This is a genomic window from Paenibacillus lutimineralis (assembly GCF_003991425.1).
Classification (GTDB): domain Bacteria; phylum Bacillota; class Bacilli; order Paenibacillales; family Paenibacillaceae; genus Fontibacillus; species Fontibacillus lutimineralis.
Genome location: NZ_CP034346.1, coordinates 684,911 through 703,410, shown reverse-complemented (window position 1 = coordinate 703,410; position 18,500 = coordinate 684,911). Strand labels below are relative to the sequence as shown.

At 46.7% G+C, this 18,500-nt stretch carries 18 protein-coding genes; 4 read left to right on the top strand and 14 right to left on the bottom strand.

The window, feature by feature from the left end; translation table 11 throughout:
• Positions 1 to 5: 5 nt before the first annotated feature.
• The 9 genes from EI981_RS03000 to EI981_RS02965 form a co-directional block, all read right to left on the bottom strand.
• The gene (locus EI981_RS03000) at positions 6 to 665 is read right to left on the bottom strand and encodes a response regulator transcription factor (RefSeq protein WP_126995318.1); all 660 of its coding nucleotides are present in this window, start codon (positions 663 to 665) and stop codon (positions 6 to 8) included.
• Entirely contained in the window at positions 643 to 3,006 is a 2,364-nt protein-coding gene (locus tag EI981_RS02995; RefSeq protein ID WP_227011666.1) for a sensor histidine kinase, read from the bottom strand. Before EI981_RS02995 ends, EI981_RS03000 begins: the two co-directional genes overlap by 23 nt.
• Positions 3,007 to 3,089: 83 nt before the next feature.
• The gene (gene comX / locus EI981_RS28920) at positions 3,090 to 3,266 is read right to left on the bottom strand and encodes a competence pheromone ComX (RefSeq protein ID WP_162616069.1); all 177 of its coding nucleotides are present in this window, start codon (positions 3,264 to 3,266) and stop codon (positions 3,090 to 3,092) included.
• Positions 3,267 to 3,468: 202 nt separating this feature from the next.
• Positions 3,469 to 4,392, bottom strand: a complete 924-nt coding sequence (locus EI981_RS02990; RefSeq protein WP_126995314.1) for a polyprenyl synthetase family protein — start codon at positions 4,390 to 4,392, stop codon at positions 3,469 to 3,471.
• Positions 4,393 to 4,668: 276 nt separating this feature from the next.
• Positions 4,669 to 5,412, bottom strand: a complete 744-nt coding sequence (locus EI981_RS02985; protein ID WP_126995312.1) for a nitroreductase family protein — start codon at positions 5,410 to 5,412, stop codon at positions 4,669 to 4,671.
• 42 nt (positions 5,413 to 5,454) lie between these two features.
• Complete coding sequence (locus EI981_RS02980) at positions 5,455 to 6,852, bottom strand: YcaO-like family protein (RefSeq protein ID WP_126995310.1); 1,398 nt, start codon at positions 6,850 to 6,852, stop codon at positions 5,455 to 5,457.
• Positions 6,849 to 7,520, bottom strand: coding sequence for a TOMM precursor leader peptide-binding protein (locus tag EI981_RS02975; protein ID WP_126995308.1), 672 nt, complete (start codon positions 7,518 to 7,520; stop codon positions 6,849 to 6,851). Before EI981_RS02975 ends, EI981_RS02980 begins: the two co-directional genes overlap by 4 nt.
• Positions 7,521 to 7,881: 361 nt before the next feature.
• On the bottom strand, positions 7,882 to 8,625 hold the full coding sequence (gene nfsA, locus EI981_RS02970) for an oxygen-insensitive NADPH nitroreductase (protein ID WP_126995306.1): 744 nt from the start codon (positions 8,623 to 8,625) through the stop codon (positions 7,882 to 7,884).
• Between the two features lie 141 nt (positions 8,626 to 8,766).
• Positions 8,767 to 9,441, bottom strand: a complete 675-nt coding sequence (locus tag EI981_RS02965) for a stalk domain-containing protein (RefSeq protein ID WP_227011665.1) — start codon at positions 9,439 to 9,441, stop codon at positions 8,767 to 8,769.
• A gap of 216 nt (positions 9,442 to 9,657) precedes the next feature.
• Here EI981_RS02965 and EI981_RS02960 point away from each other — a divergent pair, with 216 nt between their 5' ends.
• The 4 genes from EI981_RS02960 to EI981_RS02945 all read left to right on the top strand — a co-directional run bounded on the left by EI981_RS02960 (position 9,658) and on the right by EI981_RS02945 (position 13,467).
• Positions 9,658 to 10,428 (top strand): SPFH domain-containing protein, encoded by a 771-nt coding sequence (locus EI981_RS02960; protein WP_227011862.1) that lies wholly within the window; start codon positions 9,658 to 9,660, stop codon positions 10,426 to 10,428.
• A gap of 17 nt (positions 10,429 to 10,445) precedes the next feature.
• A complete protein-coding gene (locus EI981_RS02955; protein ID WP_068779514.1) occupies positions 10,446 to 10,646 on the top strand; it encodes a type II toxin-antitoxin system antitoxin in 201 nt (66 codons plus the stop codon).
• Positions 10,627 to 11,235: a hypothetical protein gene (locus EI981_RS02950; protein ID WP_126995301.1), complete on the top strand. Its 609-nt coding sequence runs from the start codon at positions 10,627 to 10,629 to the stop codon at positions 11,233 to 11,235. The genes EI981_RS02955 and EI981_RS02950 overlap by 20 nt, the downstream gene beginning before the upstream one ends.
• 165 nt (positions 11,236 to 11,400) lie before the next feature.
• Positions 11,401 to 13,467, top strand: a complete 2,067-nt coding sequence (locus tag EI981_RS02945; RefSeq protein ID WP_127004290.1) for a serine hydrolase domain-containing protein — start codon at positions 11,401 to 11,403, stop codon at positions 13,465 to 13,467.
• Between the two features lie 76 nt (positions 13,468 to 13,543).
• On the opposite strand, the gene EI981_RS02940 is transcribed toward EI981_RS02945, so the two are convergent.
• The 5 genes from EI981_RS02940 to qoxA form a co-directional block, all read right to left on the bottom strand.
• Positions 13,544 to 13,891, bottom strand: coding sequence for a metal-sensitive transcriptional regulator (locus EI981_RS02940; RefSeq protein WP_126995299.1), 348 nt, complete (start codon positions 13,889 to 13,891; stop codon positions 13,544 to 13,546).
• 189 nt (positions 13,892 to 14,080) lie between these two features.
• Entirely contained in the window at positions 14,081 to 14,365 is a 285-nt protein-coding gene (qoxD, locus tag EI981_RS02935) for a cytochrome aa3 quinol oxidase subunit IV (protein WP_126995297.1), read from the bottom strand.
• Between the two features lies 1 nt (position 14,366).
• Positions 14,367 to 14,963 (bottom strand): cytochrome aa3 quinol oxidase subunit III, encoded by a 597-nt coding sequence (gene qoxC / locus EI981_RS02930; protein ID WP_126995295.1) that lies wholly within the window; start codon positions 14,961 to 14,963, stop codon positions 14,367 to 14,369.
• Positions 14,960 to 16,903 carry a cytochrome aa3 quinol oxidase subunit I gene (qoxB, locus tag EI981_RS02925; RefSeq protein ID WP_126995293.1) on the bottom strand — a complete coding sequence of 648 codons (1,944 nt, stop codon included), beginning with the start codon at positions 16,901 to 16,903 and terminating at the stop codon, positions 14,960 to 14,962. Before qoxB ends, qoxC begins: the two co-directional genes overlap by 4 nt.
• A gap of 24 nt (positions 16,904 to 16,927) precedes the next feature.
• Positions 16,928 to 17,881 carry a cytochrome aa3 quinol oxidase subunit II gene (gene qoxA, locus EI981_RS02920; protein WP_126995291.1) on the bottom strand — a complete coding sequence of 318 codons (954 nt, stop codon included), beginning with the start codon at positions 17,879 to 17,881 and terminating at the stop codon, positions 16,928 to 16,930.
• Positions 17,882 to 18,500 lie beyond the last annotated feature (619 nt).

Below are 18,500 nucleotides of genomic sequence, written 5' to 3'. Positions count from 1 at the left end.
TCACACTATACGAACTCACTGGAGTGAATCAGACCCAGTCGTCTGGCCTCAACAATCGCTTCCGACCGCGAGCGTACATTAAGCTTCTCGAAGATACGTGTCAGATTATATTCGACCGTTCGCTGGCTCATCAATAGCCTAGAGGCAATATCCTTGTTGCTGCTTCCACTAGAGACCTCCTGGAGAATTTCCTGCTCCCGCTCATTGATCGATACCTCTTCCATCGACTTCTCTTCCCGCCCTTGGTTCAGACGAATTTCTCTGCGCCGCAGTTGACGCAACAGCGATACCGGAATCACTGCCTCATCGCGTAGAACGCAGCGGATCGAATTAAGTAGCTGCTCGCGAGTCGCCGTCTTACTGACCACGCCACTGACACCCGATTCAACGAGAATGTTGAAGTTAGGACTGATCTCATACCCCGTATATATCAGAATACGGCTCTCCGGCCTGACCTTCATAATTCGCTTCGTCAGCTCAATCCCGCTTATAATCGGCATGTTCAAATCAAAAAGCATCACATCGAAGCTCTCCTGCTCCACCAACCCCAGCGCTTCTATCGCGGACATGAACACCGTGACCTGCATATCTGGATCCTGCTCAATCATATTCTTGGTTCCTTCACCAACCGAGGGATGATCATCAACCAGCAATATTCGAACCATCTGAATCCTCCTCGCTTTCTCTGTCCATACTTGCTGACTCTAGCGGCAATGATATTTGAACCTCAAGCCCTTCTCCGGGCTCTGATCTGAAATCGATCGCTCCCTCAAGGCTGTGCACCCTCTCCTTAATGCCTGATAAACCCATATGCTGATAAGAATCGTTGAGATCCTCCAACTTCAGCCCAATCCCGTCATCTTTGTAAGTAAGCCATATATCATTTTTCTGTTCCAGGGATATGAAAATATTTGAGGCCTTGGCATGCTTACCTGCATTACGGAGCAGCTCCTGTACAATACGGAATATCGTAAGCATTTGCTCATCATTAATATCCGCCATAAATGAATCAGATTGAAAATCGATAACATAATTGGAGCGGATCTGCGCCTGCTCAAATAACCCTCGCAGAGCTTCAACAATTCCCATCTCCTGAAGCAAAGGCGGACGCAGCTCATTACATGTCTCCCGAATCTGATGGATAACATCCAGTAGGCCTTCTCTAACATCGACCAGCTTCTGATGAAGCTCTGACGACATATCATGGTCCAGCATCGCGGATTCCAGATTACGATACCAGATCAATTGATCCTGAAGCGCGGAATCGTGGAGATCCGAAGCCAGCTTTCGCCGTTCCTTCTCGGCTAGTTTGAATATTAGTCGAAGCAGCCATGGAGAGGAGTCAGCTCCCCTATGTTTCTGGAACTCTACCTCAAGTTCCTCGACCAGACTCTCGATCAGATACAAATTCTCATATACGATCGCACTGTAGTTGGCCAACGTCCGCAGCCAGGCCAGTTCATCCAGATTATATTTGGTCCTGTTTCCCTTCACATCCAGCCACATCAAGTGCAAAATATTCTGCTTCTTCCCCGCGATTACGCAAATGCCCCGCTCCACATTCAGTACGCTTCCGATCATCAAAGGGCCTGCTGAGGCCTCAACCGCTTCAATGACAGAATCCTGGATATCGCCAAGTGATTCATCAAGCTTAAACTCCGTTAAATGATCCGTGTTAATCTCAAGGAATGCGACCTTCTTGACTGGTAGCACATTATAGATTTCCTGCTCCAATACGCGTTCCAGATCGGATCGCTTCATAACACGTGATATTCGAGCAGAAAACCGATTGAGGCTGCCTTGAAAATTATGCAGATCCTTATTGAGCTTGGGACGCAGCTTAAGATCGGCATATTCCTTCAGGAACAGCATCAGCGTAATCAATAAATAGCAAGCGAGGAACAAGCGGCTCCATTTGACCCAGGATTGATTATCCTGATTCATAATGAGAACCGTTAGCAAACAAATCACAAGCGTAGGCAGAAATGACAGGCTGGCATAATAGAAAAACCGATTAATTAAAAAATCAATATCGAACAACTGCTTAGTCGTGAACATATACAAATAAACAATTGGAATAGTCAAGAGAAATACCGCAGCGATCTCTGGCGATAAAAGGGATATTCTGAACAATTGGGGTACAGCAAACAAAAATACAAATGGGAAAAAGCCAATAATATGTCCGATCAAAATTAATTTGAACAAGGACTTCAAAGGTCCATGACGATGAGCGACAAACTTCTGCACCAATCTGAAGACGATGTAAATATTAATTCCTATAAAATAAATCAAGATTAATGATGAAATGACATTCGGAGATCCGAAATTAAATACAATTTTGCTTATATTGAGTCCAAGAATCATACAAATGACGGCGTAGAAGAACCCTAGGGAATATCGACTAGCGATTCTCTCCTGATAGCGATCCAGATAATACGTCATGAATTGCAAGAAGAAGATCGGCACCATAAGAATCGTAAACGTCATTGTAATCCTGCCTACCGGATCAGCTCTTCCTGAAGAGAGCGAACTTAAATAAGCGACTCCAATGGATAAGAAGAACAGAATCAGCTGAATGGCCGCAGGATCGCCCTTCCGCCTCTGATATACGAAGAACGATAAACCGGAGAATAGAAGTACGGAGATGAGTGGTGAGATGAGCTGGATCATCAATTCGTTCAACGATAGCTCGTTATATACGTGAAGTAAAATATTTGATGATGTGCCATCCTCTCCTGCTCTATTCAGGAGTATGGATGAGGCCCTCTCCAGCAAGCCGTAGGTCTTGATCGTGAAGAAATCCGCTGCTGGCTGGTCGTTCACCTCTAGAACTATATCCCCAACTAATATTCTCCCGTTCCCCCAACTGCTCTTGGAAGAGAAATCTGTGACTACAAACTGCCCTTCCCCATTGTCAGCAACCTTCGCTCCGATAAAAGGATTATTATATATAGAGAAAGACAAATATCCTACAAGAATGCTAATTAGAACTATGAATATCGACATTTTTGTTTTATGTGCCAATGTTGTTCCCTCACATTTTAGGTTAGCTCACTTAATCTGCATTCTTTATAAGAATGGTGTTCCAATTAACACCATGGAATAAAGCGAAGTGGCTCTTTACTCATATCTCCCTTGTCTCTGAGCACATCGATCAAAGCTCTCTGCTCGACGGCGCTCATGCCTGCCAATTGAAGCTGTCCTTCACGAATATTCATCATTGCACCAGAATCCTTCACCAAAGCTTGAATCAGTTCTTTCAACATCTTAAATCCCTCCAATTGGGTTATTTGATTAAGAGGTCTTCCTCTTAAGCCCAATATACAGGTCATTTTTGATGTTGGAAACGACAACCACTCCCGTATTTCCCGCAAACATTTTTGCGGGATTTGCGTGGGTTTGCGGTCGCCTATGCGGTGCATCGGTATATGTTGTGCAATACCCTCTGAGTCCCATGGCAGTCAACCGTTATTCAGCAAAAGAGAGCATCTTCTCCCTCCAGTGCGGCTCGATATTAAGGCGTTCAATGTGCTCTAAATAGCGATAGTAGTGCGTCCTCATTCGAACTGAGGTATAAATCAGCGTTCCCGTTGATTCTATAATCCTCTCAACCTCCTGCTTGCGCCCTACGACATCGGCGAAATCCAGGCGCCCCTCGAAATAATCGATGATCCAGCGTTCTTCATCGGAGACAGACTGCAGCAAGTACAGTGTCGGAAGCGTCTTTTTTCGATTTAGAAAGTCATTCTTGTCATCCCAGTTAAGCAAATCGCGAATGTCATTTTTGATCTGGGCGGCGATGCCGAGCTGCTCAGCATACAACTTAACTTCCTCAATCCATTCACCAGTTGCCAGCACCGTGCCGATCATGCTGGCCGTAACGAGAAGGGCCGCTGATTTCTGCGATACCATCTCAATGTACTCCTCTTCCGAACTGACATCATTATACAGATCCGTCATTTGCCCATTTACGGCGATAAGAACCCCCTGATTAAGAAGCTGTGCAGCCGCCAATTTCCGTTCACTGGGGAATCCAGTTTCCAGAATAAGCTCCCCTGAGAGCGTCAGCATACCGATCCCGATATTCAGGGCGATTTCGGACGGAAGCTGGTTCCATGCCATTTTACCGTTATCCTTGTCCTGTATATCATCGATGATGTCTAGGCCGAGCATCATCAGCTCGATCGCCGCTGCCGCTCTGTAAATATCCCGTGTATCCTCACCTGCAAACATCCGGTAGTGAAGTACGGTCATTTTGCCTAATAGCATAGAAGATTCCTGTATTTTGTCCTCAAGACATGCGAGTGCGTGTTCATAGAGCTGTGGGACGCTAAAATAGGTTCTTAAACTTTCGCGTAATTCTATTTCTAGCATTTCAGCAAATTGCTCCACTCTATAACCTCCATACTAAATTAAATATAGAAATTCCATTTCTTTATATGTATTCCATATCTATGAATTAGCACCTTCTTTCTCGCCAAAATAAACAACAACAATTCCCAAGAAAAAAAGTTTATTCCATGAAATATTCATTGAATAAACTTTATAAATTAGGCAGCGGACCGCTCATTCGCATTCCTTCTTCCTGCATAGCACACGCCCTAGTTGGACTGAACTTCCCGTTCGAAAATCAGCTCGAACTTCTCTCAAATTTATATTCGCGCAGTTCTATTCCTCTCCTCGAAATATAAGGCTCGATAACACGACATCATAATATCCGTCCACACCAAGCAGTTCCTGCACTGGTTTATCATAGAAGGTCATCACAGGAACGAGCGATCTTCCGCTCTCTTGCGAGCTGCGCACAAGGCGCTCAGTCATTCGGCCGCCCTCCAGCATGCATAGACGGTAGCCCCGTTCCCCGAACAGCCTAATGGTCCGGTTAATATTCGCTGTGATGAACAAGGCTAAATCTCCATCACGGAACTCCAGACTCTTGTCAAAAGTCTTATTCCACCAGCGTGCTCCCTCTTCTTCCTTGACATATTCTACGAATTTCTCCGCAGGGCTGTAATAGAAGAGCACGTAGCTGCCGCTGGTCTGACTCTTAGACAGAAAATATAAGTCAAGAGCATCCAGCTTATCGGTCGGTCCCAGATTTTTAAGACTCTCGAAATCCCAGAACGGCACGGTCGTGCGCTGCAGCTTCTCCAGGCTTGCGAGGAGCTCCGCTATATAGGGATGACCCTCGTGGTAAAGTTCATCGGCCTTGAACCGTTCTGCAGCAAAATATCGCTTAGCTGGCGTCACTGCCTGATTCATCTGCATGAACAGATTCTTCAGCATCTTCATTCGCGACCGGGTCAGCACATCAAGCTGCTGATAATGATTAGAGTTCAGATGGTAAGTCATCGCCAAATACTCTCCCTCAAAATCCTGATCGGACTGCCAATCCATATATTTAATTTGCATGGGTATCACATCCTTATTTTTATGAGTAAGAGCTAATGATCTTTATGGAAACGGATGCGGACTACGGTTCAAATTTTGCGGCAGAATCGACTCTGTTCGAAGTGCAAGCTCAACTGGCGTCTTATAGATCCGTTCACTTGTGATGATCCGTTCTTTCTCGCTGCGCGGCAGTTGGACTGTACCCGGAACGATCATCTTTACGACATGCAGTCCTAGTTGGCGGACATCGTCTGTAGTCAGGTCAACGCACAGCACTTCTAGTCCCCGCTTCGCCAATTGCTGGACGATATACTGAAGACGCTCCGCTTCAGTACCAGCTGCGATAGGTAGCGCCGGCTGGATGGACCGGAACTCGCTTGATGCCGTGGTGAACGCTAATTCTTCATGGGCATAAGGTTGTTCATAATATGGTAGCCTTAGTCCGTAATCTGTAACCTGATGTGGTAGAAGTGAAGGAATTGATTTCGAATAAATTTGCGGTTTGTTGCCAATGAACAGCTGGCTGATCTCCATCAGCGTCTTACGTACGGCCTCCTCCATCGACAGCCGGGACGATCCGCCGACGGATACTTTGCCGTCGCGAGTCATCAGTAAGCCAAATGCCGAAGGAATTCCAATATCGCTCGTCGTATCGATCACCGTTAATTCGAATCTGTTCGGATCGAGCAATTCCTTGAATTGCTCCATAACAAGCAAATCACGTGTATCCAGTCTTGGCAACGAGAGTGAATTGTACCACATGATCATGAATGCATCCCGTTCAATGATCTCCAGCAAACCTCCAATCATGGCCTGTTCCTTTGTGGCCCCCGCCGCTGAACCGGTCATGAGACCGAAGCATATCGCTTCCTCATCCCCGCTCTGCGGGATATAAGAGTCCCAGGCGATCGCGGCTGGCACCCACTTCATTCGGCCGTTTGTAAGACTACGGCCATGCACCCAACGAATCATGGACTGCTCCGTAAAAGGTCGATATGGAAATTGCCATTGTTCATACTGCTCTTTCGTAAATAGAGGAAGTTCGCCGGGATGAAGCGCATCCTCACCTAGCTCCTCCCAAGTAGCAAGTAGCAGTCGTTCCGGGATAACATAAGCGGCACAGTATCGCTCAATGGCTTCCGCGACAGCGGTCGTATTCGCCTCTTCCAGAGTTAATCCTATTCCGCTGGCGAAAAAATCGATCAGGCCATGCTGCCCCTCCACCAAAAATTTCGGGTTAGCCGGGGCAGCCAAGCTAAGATACAGCTTGGGATCTCCAGAGTCCCTACTTAAATTCATAAGCCCCCTGACCATGCCTCCGTGCGGACTAATCGCCCGCCGCAAATGATCTGGCACGGTAGAGGTCAAATCTTGAACCCGGGTTGGTACCGCGGCGTTGTCGGTTCTAGGGCAGCCTGCATAACCAGCCCCTCCCGACCTCCGGATCAATGTACGGCTCATTGCCCAAGCACCAGATCCGACTCGCGCCAAGGTTGTGCACCCAGACGGGCCTGATTTCTCGTGCCACAGGAAGGACAAGTTGGCAGCTTATAGATCGGATTAACTTCTCCCTGCAGGTGGAAGGCGTCAAAATCAATCATGTGTCCCAGCGATAACGGCGGAAAGCTGCTGGTATGGCGTGAGATCCATTTTGCCGTCTCGATCGCAATCACACCGCTCAATACAGACCAGGACAGATCGAACATCTCATTCTTCGGCTCCAGAGGTGCCAAGCCGTTCGAACTGCTTCGCCGCTGTGCGCACTCATAACAAGCCGAGTAGCCTGGAACGATAATCGGACCAATTCTACCTGTAGAATGGGAGAATTGCACGGGGAGCCACATGATTCCCTTCTCCATAGCGTAAGTATTGAACGCTTCCCCACATTTCTCAGCCTGAAGTACTACGACCAGTTCGGAATCTACGCGAACGTCTGTGAACTCGCTCACTGTAGTCACATCGACTCCAAGTCCTGTAAGCAGACCTTTGAGCGAATCCGCCGGATTAACAGCTTCTTTGTCGCACAGAATCGTGACCTGGAATTCCGAATAGTAGCCTTCATATAAATCAAAATCATGGCTATTAGGCATATTGAGATTGCGTAAATCCTGAAATTCTCCGAAATACATCTCCTTTAACCTCCCCTAAAATGATTTAAATAATGATCCATCCCCCGTTGATCATGCTGTGCTTCTCTTGTGTTGCTTTCGTTCGTGTTGTCCCTCTTGATCTAATAATAATCTGAATTTTCCGGTTTTACACCGAAAACCCATTTACGTCTTCCCACAATTAAATTGCGCTTTTCAACTGCAAGCTTATCGCAATTCCAGGACTTTCAGCACCGCTTACAGCAGCTTGCGGAGTCTCCTTGAGCCCCTTACTGCCTTTCCTTTTACGCAAAAAAAGGCTGTATCCAGACTATTGCTGCCAATAGCCCGATACAGCCTATTCAGTACATTTTTCTATTAGCTCTAAACAGTCCTCCTCTGCTCAATCCAGTTTAAATCCTCGCTGTTGCAGAAACTCCTTCATATGAAGACGCGATGGATTCGCCAGCTTCTCGGCCATAAGTCTGGACCACGGTGTATCTTTGGCCCCTCCAGTACGATCGCGCAAATACTTACTCGTGATCTCATCATATATAGCGACCTGCTTCTCACTCTCTGCGCTGTTATATTCCTCCCAGTGCAGAACCGCTGGCTGAGGCAGTCTCGGGCGCTGACCCGGGCTTTGATCCGGATAACCCAGACACATACCGAATACCGGAAAGGCCAGCTCTGGCAAATGGAGCAGTTCAGTCACTTGCTGGATGTGATTGCGGATTCCCCCAATGTAGACGATGCCAAGACCGAGCGATTCGGCTGCGATAGCTGCATTTTGTGCCGCCAGAGCAGTATCGACTGTAGCAACAATGAAATTCTCTGTCGCTCCTTCATACGATTTTGTATCCGGCAAATGATGCTGGGCAGCATTTTTCAGTCGGGACAAATCCGCACACCATACCAGAAAGACAGGGCATTCCACGATGTAAGCTTGACTGCCGCTGAGCTGCGACAGCTTCTGCTTACGTTCTGGATCAGTAACAGCTACTACACTGTAACCTTGTACATTGCTGGAGGTCGAAGCCATTTGTGCCGCAGCAATGATCTGCTCGACGATCTCGCGGGACACCGGCTTGTCCGCATATTTGCGGATCGAGCGATGTGCCATTAACAACTTGATGGTCTCATTCATGCGTATATCTCTCCTCTATGCTGTTTATTTCTATATCGTGCTTCAGAATCCATACCTTTATATACAGTCTAACTCTCCTTAAATAAGAAAAACCAGCCTGACACGGATCACGTGTCGGACTGGTCTATCAATATAAAAAGCTTATTTATAATAAGACGTTGTTAAAGGAACAAACATAGCTCCGTTATTGAGTACATCAGCATAAATATACAACTCGTTAACGCCTGTGATATCTACCTCGATGGTCTTAAGACCGTCACTCACTGCAACTTTCTCGGTCGTCAGCTTCACATTCTTCTCGCTGTCTTCGATGGCAAAGTTATCAATATCTTCACCAACGGCCGCGACCTGTAGAACCAGCTTCTGATACTTCCCTTTCGGGTACAACATAAAGTTGCTGCTGCGTTTGCCGCTGGCATTATCGAAATAAGCTTCCTTGTAGTCCTTACCCTGGTAAGTCGTCTCTTTCGGGTCCTTCGTATAATACATGTTCTCAAAGCCTTTGGCGATCGCTACGCCCTCCGCCTTCTCACCCAATTCGACCGTAGAGGTCTCCGGGTTATAGGATACAGCGACACCTACAATATCAGCGACCGCACGGACAGGAAGATACGTCGTTCCGTTATAGGTAAGCGGGAGAACTGCATTCCCTTTTTCATCCCGTGGCTGTACAGGTGTTCCATTGTACTTGAGTTGAATGCTGCTGTTCAGGTAGGCTTTGACCTCCTGCAGTTTTGCACCTGCATATACACCAGTTCCGGCTGTCAGCATCAGCGCTGCCACCATGGTACTAATCATCCATCTCTTCTTCAACATTTCCTCTCCCCTTCTATAAAATGGATTACTGCACATTTATATAAAGAATATAAAATATTAATTTCCTAAATTCAAGCTACCCATTAACTAATACAGGATGTGACTCGCCCATCTTTAGTACTATTTTCACAATATTGATTTACAATAAATCCTAAAAGTGATATCATATGAATATCAAATAAATATTAAATGAATATTAAGGAGTGCTTCACTATGCTGAAGGAAAAACAATTGTCTTATCTGAACGGATTTGTTGCGCTGCTATTCTTCATCGCCTTTGCAGGCGCTGGAGTATATCTGTTTACCATTGCTACACCTCTTCCCATCATCCTCGGAGCCATCTCTTGCGTGATCGCCTTTGTGATCCTCACTGGGCTTACGATCGTGCAGCCGAACCAGTCCGCTGTCGTTACCTTTTTCGGGAAGTACCTCGGCGTGATCCGCAATAGTGGGTTCTATATGGTAACTCCCTTTTCCAACCGGAAGAAAGTATCGCTGCGTGTACGCAACTTCAACAGTGCCAAGCTGAAGGTCAATGATGTTAACGGGAACCCGATTGAGATTGCTACCGTTGTTGTATTCTCGGTGATCGATTCGGCAAAAGCGCTATTCGAAGTCGATGAATACGAAACCTTCGTGGAGATTCAGAGCGAAACTGCTCTGCGACACGTAGCTAGCAAGTACCCTTATGATCAGTTGGATGGCAATGGCTTCTCCTTACGCGGAAATACAGAGGAAATTGCTCAGGAACTGACTGATGAGCTGCAAAACCGCTTAGCTATAGCTGGTGTCAAAGTCATCGAGTCCCGCTTGACACATTTGGCATACTCTACGGAAATCGCCAGTGCCATGCTGCAGCGCCTGCAGGACGAGAGCGTCGTTGAACTGGATGATGAGCGTAAAGCTGCTATGATCAATAACCTGCTTGTCGCGGTCGTATCAGACCGTTCCGCCCAACCTATCATTAATACGAGCAGTCTGTATTAATTGGAGTCCCATTCACGATGGCTAAGAAAAAGAGCTTCCCGCTGCGCCTGGACCCCGTCGTATATGAAGCTTTGGAACGCTGGGCGGCTGACGAATTCCGAAGCGTGAATGGTCATATTGAATATGTACTACGCGAGGCCCTACGGAAGGAAGGGCGCTTGCCCTCACCCCAAATGCGTGTCAAGGAGGCCTTGGAAAATGACGCGGACCAAGATTAAGTCTACTAAACCTTGGTGGGAATCAAAATCAAAGTTCCTGCTGCAGGAGTATGCGAATAAATACGAAGCGACTTTTGTAGAAGCGTCCTTCAAGAATTGGAAATACACCGGACGGCATGTCCTGATTCGGCTGCCGCATGGACGGGGACAAATGTATCTCACAGTTACCGATTCCAACTCTAACGGATCTAATACAAACAGCGGCCAAGTAATCGGAATCAAGTATAAGTACAAACCGAGAAGAAAGCTTGAATATTTGCTGAGCTCGGTCAAAAGCCCTCTACTTCTAATCCTTCACGGGAATTTACGGCAGGTCACCCTGCCGAATCCCCTCAGCAAGTCGTTCCATGCCGGGGCCTCTCACCCCAGTATGTTAAGAGCTATTCTGAAGCATGAGGGTATAGCGGACTTACTGGAGGAACATAAGGGCGCCCGTCTCAAGGCGCGCGTCAAAGAGCATGAAGCCCTGCTTACCTTCTCGGAGACGAATAAGAAAGCCGATGTAGTGTTCCTCCGTGGATGTGTCCAGATCATGGTGTCGTTTGTCGAAGCCATGTATGAGCAAGGCATTGTCCGCGAGGGAAAATAGATATCGATGAAGCGGATGCTATCGTACCACTGCATCCGCTCATATATCTAATGAAACCTATGAACACATACACCGTAAAAATATGTTAAGACAGAATGACTGTCACACCTTTAGTAGTGGAATTCTGGATACGATTACATTAGGGAGGTAAAAACGAAGATGAGAATGAAGAAGCGCCTATCATTTTTAGTGATGGCAGCCCTGTTGCTGACATTGCTCGTGCCAGCTGGAGCTTTTGCCGCCGAGAAGAGCCCTTCTTACGAGGCGACCAAGCAATTGGCAGCGCAGAAGGCCGATCTGCTGACGAAAAATTATGGTACGTACAGCTTGCAATACGCACTCATTGATCAAGGTAAGATTGTAGTATCCGGGCAATCCGGTATCAATCATGTGTCTGACAATACCCCGTTAACAGCTGATTCCATGTATGGCATTGGCTCCACTAGCAAAATGTTCACAACCGTTGCTGTTATGAAGCTTGTCGATGAAGGGAAAATAGATTTGGATCAGCCTCTGACCACCTATATTCCTGATTTCAAAATGAAAGACGAGCGCTATAAAAAGATTACTCCGCGTATGCTGTTGAATCATTCCTCTGGCTTAAGCGGATCTACATTCGTCAGTGGCTTTTTGTTCGATGATAATGATACATCTGGATATGACAATTTGCTGAAGCGTCTGGAAGTACAGCGGCTGAAGGCTGATCCAGGTGCATTCTCAGTTTATTGCAACGACGGCTTCACTCTAGCAGAAATATTGGTAGAGAGAGTTAGCGGCTTGGACTTCACAGACTTCATACATAAATATATTACAGAGCCGCTTGGTATGAAAAATACAAAAACTCCGCAAGATGATGTGAATACTTCACAACTGGCTGGCGTCTATTCTCCTGGCTATCAGGGAGAGCTTCCTGCGGATACGGTTAACTTTATCGGTACCGGTGGTATTTATTCCACAGCTGAAGATCTTGCCCGCTTCTCGCAAATCTTCACAGGGAATGCTAACGGACTCCTGACAGAGAAATCAGTAACTGCCACGGCTAAGGCAGAATATAAGAACGGTATGTGGCCAGAAGAGGCAGATAGCTCGTTCGCCTATGGATTAGGCTGGGATAGTGTCAATCTGTTCCCGTTCAACGACTACGGAATACAGGCCCTGACGAAAGGTGGGGACACCCAGCTGTCTCACGCTTCTCTGGTCGTGTTGCCCGAGCAGAAGCTGTCTGTAGCAATCCTCTCTTCAAGTGGTTCGAGTTCAATAAATCAAATTATGGCGGGCGAGATCCTGTTAAGTGCTCTGCAGGAAAAAGGAATCATTAAGGAGCTGAAGCCTGCCAAGTCATTTGGTGTACCTGTAAAGGCAAATATGCCGGTGGAGGTATCGACAAATGCAGGAATCTACGGCACAGCTGGTCAGTTGATCAAGCTGGATATTAGCAAGGATGGCGAGTTGTCCTTAAGCTCGCTTGCGGTACCTGAAGCTCCGGTTCAGAAATTTATTTATACAGCAGATGGCTCATTCGTCAGTGAGGACGGCAGCACGAAGCTTAACTTAGTCACAGAAGACAATGGACGTACTTACTTATGGGTAAGATCCTATACAACCATTCCAGGCCTTGGTCAACTAGCTATGTCCGACTATCAGGCGGAGAAGCTGGAACCGAATGAATTATCTCCTGATATAGCAAAGGCATGGGAAGCCCGTGAAGGTAAGACCTATTTTCTCGTAAGTGAAAAATATACATCGCAGGCCTACTTCATGCAGCCTCCTATCGCATATATTGCAACACTTAAAGATATGCCAGGATACTTAATGGCAAATAAGATTACAGGTGCCAATGAAGCTCTGAATTTGTTAAACATTCCGACATTGATGGGCAGAGACACGAGTGATCTCATCTTCTTCACAGATGACGGTGTAGAATATTTGAAGGCTGCCGGAAGCCTATTTGTTAGTCAGGACAATGTCACTCCACTCTATATAGGTAAGGAGTCGAAGACGAAAATTCAAGAGAATGGTCAAGCGAGATGGTACACCATTCCGGAGAAATCGGTAGGTAAGACACTATCGGTTAATATGCCGAAAGCAGGTTCCTTCGCGGTCTATGATGCCAATGGAACATGTGTAAATTTCACTGTAGTCAGCGGCGTGAATGAAGTAGTACTGCCTGAGAATGGTTTCATCGCCTTTATAGGCGACCCAGGATCACAGTTTGAAATCTCGTTAAAATAAACAGCAAGCCCCACAAGTTATGAACTTGTGGGGCTTACTCTTTTGACATACTAGTACGGGGTATATTTCGCGCGTATTACTTCATCAATTTATTTACGGTGACCAGCAGTTCATCAACTACATCCATCTCACCGGCCTGAATCCGCTCAATCACGCAACTCTTCATATGACCCTCTAAGAGCAGCTTACCAACACTATTCAGTGCTGATTGAACTGCCGCGATCTGATTCAGAACATCATCACAATACGTATCCTTCTCGATCATACCTTTAATGCCGCGAATCTGACCTTCAATCCGGTTCAAGCGGCTCGTCAAATTGCTCTTCACAGCTTCGGAATGATGGCTATGACGGACATGGCATTCGCCCTCACCGCCGCAGCACTCATCTGTCGCGCCATGCTTCTTCTCTTCTTGTTCCGCCATGTTATCACCTCGCTATATTGGACCTTTACATCATAATATCGCAATCCAGGCAACCTTTCAATCGGTTACAGGCATTAGACAGCGATGCCCCCTGCCAATCCGTCGATACAAAAAGTCACCCCGTACCTTCATTACAGAAGGTACGGGGTGATTCTGGTTACTAGACCGAAACGAATGCCTCGTCTAACTTTATTGATATCCCCAGATCATGGTAAATAGCGTACCAAAAACGGTTACAAGCCCAACGAACAAAGCATAAGCGATGTTGGTATACAGTGAAGTCTTGGATCCGGTCTCGCCGATATGCATGAACATGAACAGTTGGACGCCCATCTGGATCGCCGCACAGACAAGCAGGATCGTCATACCGACAGCCAGTGGCATATCCCATAGAATGACGGACAGAGCGACGACCGAAAGGATCAGCGAGAACACATATCCCATGACATGGTGGACAGGGAATAATTTTTTCATGTCACATCATTCCTTTCAGATATACGAAGCTGAAGATAAAGATCCAGACAACGTCAAGGAAGTGCCAATAAAGCGAGAAAATAAATGATTTATTCGCTGTATCAAGCGTGAAGCCCTCGCGTTTGATCTGTATCATAATGCCTGCCCCCCACAGCAAGCCCAAGGTTACGTGGGCACCGTGCGTACCAAGCAGAACGAACAGACTGGACATGAAGGCGCTCGTTGAAATCGTTGCTCCTTCATTAATATAGGTCACGAACTCGGTAATTTCTACACCAAGGAAGATCAGACCAAGCACTAAAGTGATGAAGAAAAAGACCATAGCTGCCTTTTGCATTCCGTGACGCATACTGTTGATCATCAGACCAATCGTGAAGCTGCTTGTGAGCAACACGAAGGTCTCGATCAGAACCGGACCGATCTCGAATATTTCTTTACCGCTCGGGCCGTTGCCGGTCCGATTCCAGAGTGTGAAATAGACGGCGAACAGCGTTGAGAACAACACGATTTCCGCGCCAAGGAACAGCCAAAAACCGAAAATCCGATTACTATTCTCTTCTGAACGGTATTCCAAAGGCAAAGAGTTATCTAACTTCATGCCTGTTCACCCCGCAATCTAGCTTCCGTTTCTTCAATTTCACGAACCGGGATATGATGCCCGTGATCGCGTTCGAACGAACGAACTGCCAACATTACAATTACACCAAGCCCACCGATGATCGCCGGAATCCACCAGCCGAATATCATAGCAAATCCAAAGAAGAAGAAGATACCTCCGAGTATGACTGGTTGGCCGCTGTTATTTGGCATATGAATCTCTTCATAATTACCTTTATAGAGCTGATGTCCACCCTTCTTATGCTCCCAGAACGGGTCACGTCCTTGAACCGTAGGAACGATGGCGAAGTTATAATCTGGAATCGGACTATGCGTGCTCCATTCAAGCGTACGTGCGTTCCAAGGATCGCCATTCGTCTCTCTAGGCGCATAGCGGAAACTCCAGTAAATATTATAAACCAGAATAATAAATCCAATTGCCAGGCCAAAAGCGCCGATCGTTGCGATCATATTGAGCGGGCCAAAGCCTGTATCTGCCGAATAAGTGTACATCCGGCGCGTCATGCCATTGAGTCCAAGCAAGAACAACGGCAAGAACGTTACGTTGAAGCTGATTGCAATGACCCAGAAAGCCAGTTTGCCTTGACGCTCGTTCAAGCGGAATCCGAACAATTTCGGGAACCAGTAATAGAAACCAGCGATAACGGCAAATACTGTGCCTGGAATCAACACATAGTGGAAGTGAGCAACCAGGAACATCGTATTATGGTACTGATAGTCGGCACTCGCCATAGCGAGCATGACACCGGTAACCCCACCGATCGTAAAGATCGGAATGAACGCAAGTGAGTACAACATCGGTGTCGTAAACTCAATCTTCCCTTTATGAAGCGTAAGCAGCCAGTTGAATATCTTCACCCCGGTCGGAACCGCGATGAGCATCGTCGTTATGGAGAATACGCCATTGACCATTGCCCCATGACCCATCGTATAGAAATGGTGAGCCCATACGAGGAAGGACAGCAATGAGATGATAACCATACTGCCTACCATCGAGGAATATCCATAAAGGTTCTTCCGCGAGAAGGTCGCGATCACTTCACTGAAAATACCGAACGCCGGGAGAATAACAATATATACTTCCGGATGGCCCCATACCCAGAACAGGTTGGCCCAGAGCATATCCATACCGCCGTTGGCCATCGTGAAGAATTGAGAGCCAAACATTCGGTCGAACATCATCAGCGCTAGCGCTACCGTAAGAACCGGGAACGCGAACAGGATAATAACGCAAGTGATCAAGACAGACCAAGTGAACATCGGCATCTTCATCAGCTTCATACCAGGCGCACGCATCTTCAGAATGGTAGCAATGAAGTTAACGCCCGTCATCAGCGTACCGATACCGGCAATCTGAATTGCTATCGAGTAATAGTTCATGCCCACCGATGGGCTAAACTCATTGCTGGCCAGCGGGAAGTAAGCCGTCCATCCTGCGTCCGGCGAACCGCCGATGACGAAGGATAGGTTGAACAGCATTGCTCCGGCGAAGAATAGCCAGAAGCTGACCGCATTCAGTCTCGGAAATGCAACGTCGCGCGCACCAATCTGCAGCGGCACGACTACGTTCATCAGACCGATAATGAACGGCATTGCCATGAACAGGATCATAATAACCCCGTGAGTCGTAAATATCTCATTATAGTGCTGCGCATCAAGAAGCCCGTTCTCTGGAATCGCAAGCTGCGACCGCATGAGCAGCGCGTCAACGCCGCCCCGGAACAACATCAAGAGCGCACTGATAATATACATGATACCGATTCGCTTATGGTCAACCGTTGTCAGCCACTCGCGCCACAGGTAGCCCCATTTTTTAAAATAGGTCAAGCCGATGACAATTGCCAAGGATGCGACTACGATACTGACCATCGCACCATAAATCATCGGTTCGCCAGTGACGAAAAATTCGTCCCATTTCATGTCAAGCATACTCCCTTCTGTTCCTTAATTTCCGTGTGAGGCATGTTCAGCCCCGTCGTCCTTTGTGTCGGAGTGGTCCATATTCATATCCATATCGGAATGATCCATTTGTGAATTATCATCGGAGCCTCCGCCATGATTGTGGCCTGCATGCTCACCCTCAGGTGCTGGACTGAATTCCAAATGTGTCGAGGAATATGTCTGTCTGCCTACCTTCGCAGTATCCAGCAGGGAATTGAACTGCTCTTCAGTCAATGGAGCAGCTGTATTCTTGACCTCATTCACCCACTCGCCATATTTCGCATTCGACATCGCCAGAACTTCAAATTCCATATCGGCGAACCCTTTACCGGAGAAGTTGGAGTTCTTACCTATAAATGAGCCTTCGTGCTCCGCAACGAGATCGAGCTTGGTTACCATATCGCTCATCGCGTATTTCTGTCCGCCTAATTGCGGAACCCAGAAGCTGGTGATCGGTCCGTAGGAGTAGAGTCTGAACTCAATCGGACGATTTGTCGGAATGTTAACATAGTTAACGGTCTCAATTCCTTCCTCCGGATAGCTGAAATGCCATTTCCAGTTGGAGGATGATGCATAAATAACTAACGGTTTTTGATCTTCATAGCCTGCCGGTACCTTATCCAAGGCATTGGTAGTCCGAACTGTAACTACCGACAGGATCGTAACGATAACGACCGGAATAGCTATCCATGTGAATTCCAGCCATTTGCTGCCCTCTACATGCGGCGGTTCATAATCTGGAGCCGCCTTGGAAGCACGATACTTCGTAAGCATAAAGATGTACAAGACATAGACAACCAGCAAGATTAGCGCCATGACCAGCATTGAGAAAATAATTACATTAGACTGCGTCTTCGCTACCGGCCCTTTCGGGTTCAATACGGCTAGCGAATTACAACCGGTCAAGAGGACAAGAAGCGCTGAGAAAACGGCCAGCAGCAATCCTTTCCTTTTCATAAAATTCCGTTACCCCTTTCCAGCAATATCACGCACCATCCACTCTTCTAGGGATGGTAGTATTAATTATCTACCACTATGTTAGGTAAGCTACTTAATAATGACAATTCATAGTGAATTACATTTTTACTATAAATTTACATTTATTTTCCGTTTTCCTTCTCTGTTTTTGAAACAAAAGTTTAAATTCAGCCAAATTTGATCGTATTTCAGCAAAATCGACGATTTTGATAATTGTTCACATTGGCCTTTCTTTAAGCTATTGTTCGACGAATTGTCATATTTGTTCGAATAGTCCGTGATTATTATCACTTACTTATTTGATCCATGAGTTAAACTTCTGTTATGGAATTTTATTACTTCGATGTTTTTTTCTTATTTCCCGCCTCATTCTTGTCCTGCTAGCGATTCAGACATGAGACACGCTTTTCCATCGATATCGATGCGGAGATATTCTCGTCATTTCGCAGCCATGATGTCATTTTTCACTAATGTTTTTGGCGTAAAGCCTATACTGAACATATACAAAAAAGCGCAGGCTAGGGGCCAGACTGCCCCGAAGCTTGCGCTTTGTATTCATGACCTGCCCGCATGAGAAGTGCAGGATCAGCATCATTCT

Bases quoted from the DNA above. Each gene is read 5' to 3' on its own strand.
- EI981_RS03000 (WP_126995318.1), bottom strand. From the start codon at position 665: ATGGTTCGAATATTGCTGGTTGATGATCATCCCTCGGTTGGTGAAGGA.
- EI981_RS02995 (WP_227011666.1), bottom strand. From the start codon at position 3,006: ATGTCGATATTCATAGTTCTAATTAGCATTCTTGTAGGATATTTGTCT.
- comX (WP_162616069.1), bottom strand. From the start codon at position 3,266: ATGTTGAAAGAACTGATTCAAGCTTTGGTGAAGGATTCTGGTGCAATG.
- EI981_RS02985 (WP_126995312.1), bottom strand. From the start codon at position 5,412: ATGCAAATTAAATATATGGATTGGCAGTCCGATCAGGATTTTGAGGGA.
- EI981_RS02980 (WP_126995310.1), bottom strand. From the start codon at position 6,852: ATGAGCCGTACATTGATCCGGAGGTCGGGAGGGGCTGGTTATGCAGGC.
- EI981_RS02975 (WP_126995308.1), bottom strand. From the start codon at position 7,520: ATGTATTTCGGAGAATTTCAGGATTTACGCAATCTCAATATGCCTAAT.
- nfsA (WP_126995306.1), bottom strand. From the start codon at position 8,625: ATGAATGAGACCATCAAGTTGTTAATGGCACATCGCTCGATCCGCAAA.
- EI981_RS02965 (WP_227011665.1), bottom strand. From the start codon at position 9,441: ATGTTGAAGAAGAGATGGATGATTAGTACCATGGTGGCAGCGCTGATG.
- EI981_RS02955 (WP_068779514.1), top strand. From the start codon at position 10,446: ATGGCTAAGAAAAAGAGCTTCCCGCTGCGCCTGGACCCCGTCGTATAT.
- EI981_RS02950 (WP_126995301.1), top strand. From the start codon at position 10,627: ATGACGCGGACCAAGATTAAGTCTACTAAACCTTGGTGGGAATCAAAA.
- EI981_RS02945 (WP_127004290.1), top strand. From the start codon at position 11,401: ATGAAGAAGCGCCTATCATTTTTAGTGATGGCAGCCCTGTTGCTGACA.
- EI981_RS02940 (WP_126995299.1), bottom strand. From the start codon at position 13,891: ATGGCGGAACAAGAAGAGAAGAAGCATGGCGCGACAGATGAGTGCTGC.
- qoxD (WP_126995297.1), bottom strand. From the start codon at position 14,365: ATGAAAAAATTATTCCCTGTCCACCATGTCATGGGATATGTGTTCTCG.
- qoxC (WP_126995295.1), bottom strand. From the start codon at position 14,963: ATGAAGTTAGATAACTCTTTGCCTTTGGAATACCGTTCAGAAGAGAAT.
- qoxB (WP_126995293.1), bottom strand. From the start codon at position 16,903: ATGAAATGGGACGAATTTTTCGTCACTGGCGAACCGATGATTTATGGT.
- qoxA (WP_126995291.1), bottom strand. From the start codon at position 17,881: ATGAAAAGGAAAGGATTGCTGCTGGCCGTTTTCTCAGCGCTTCTTGTC.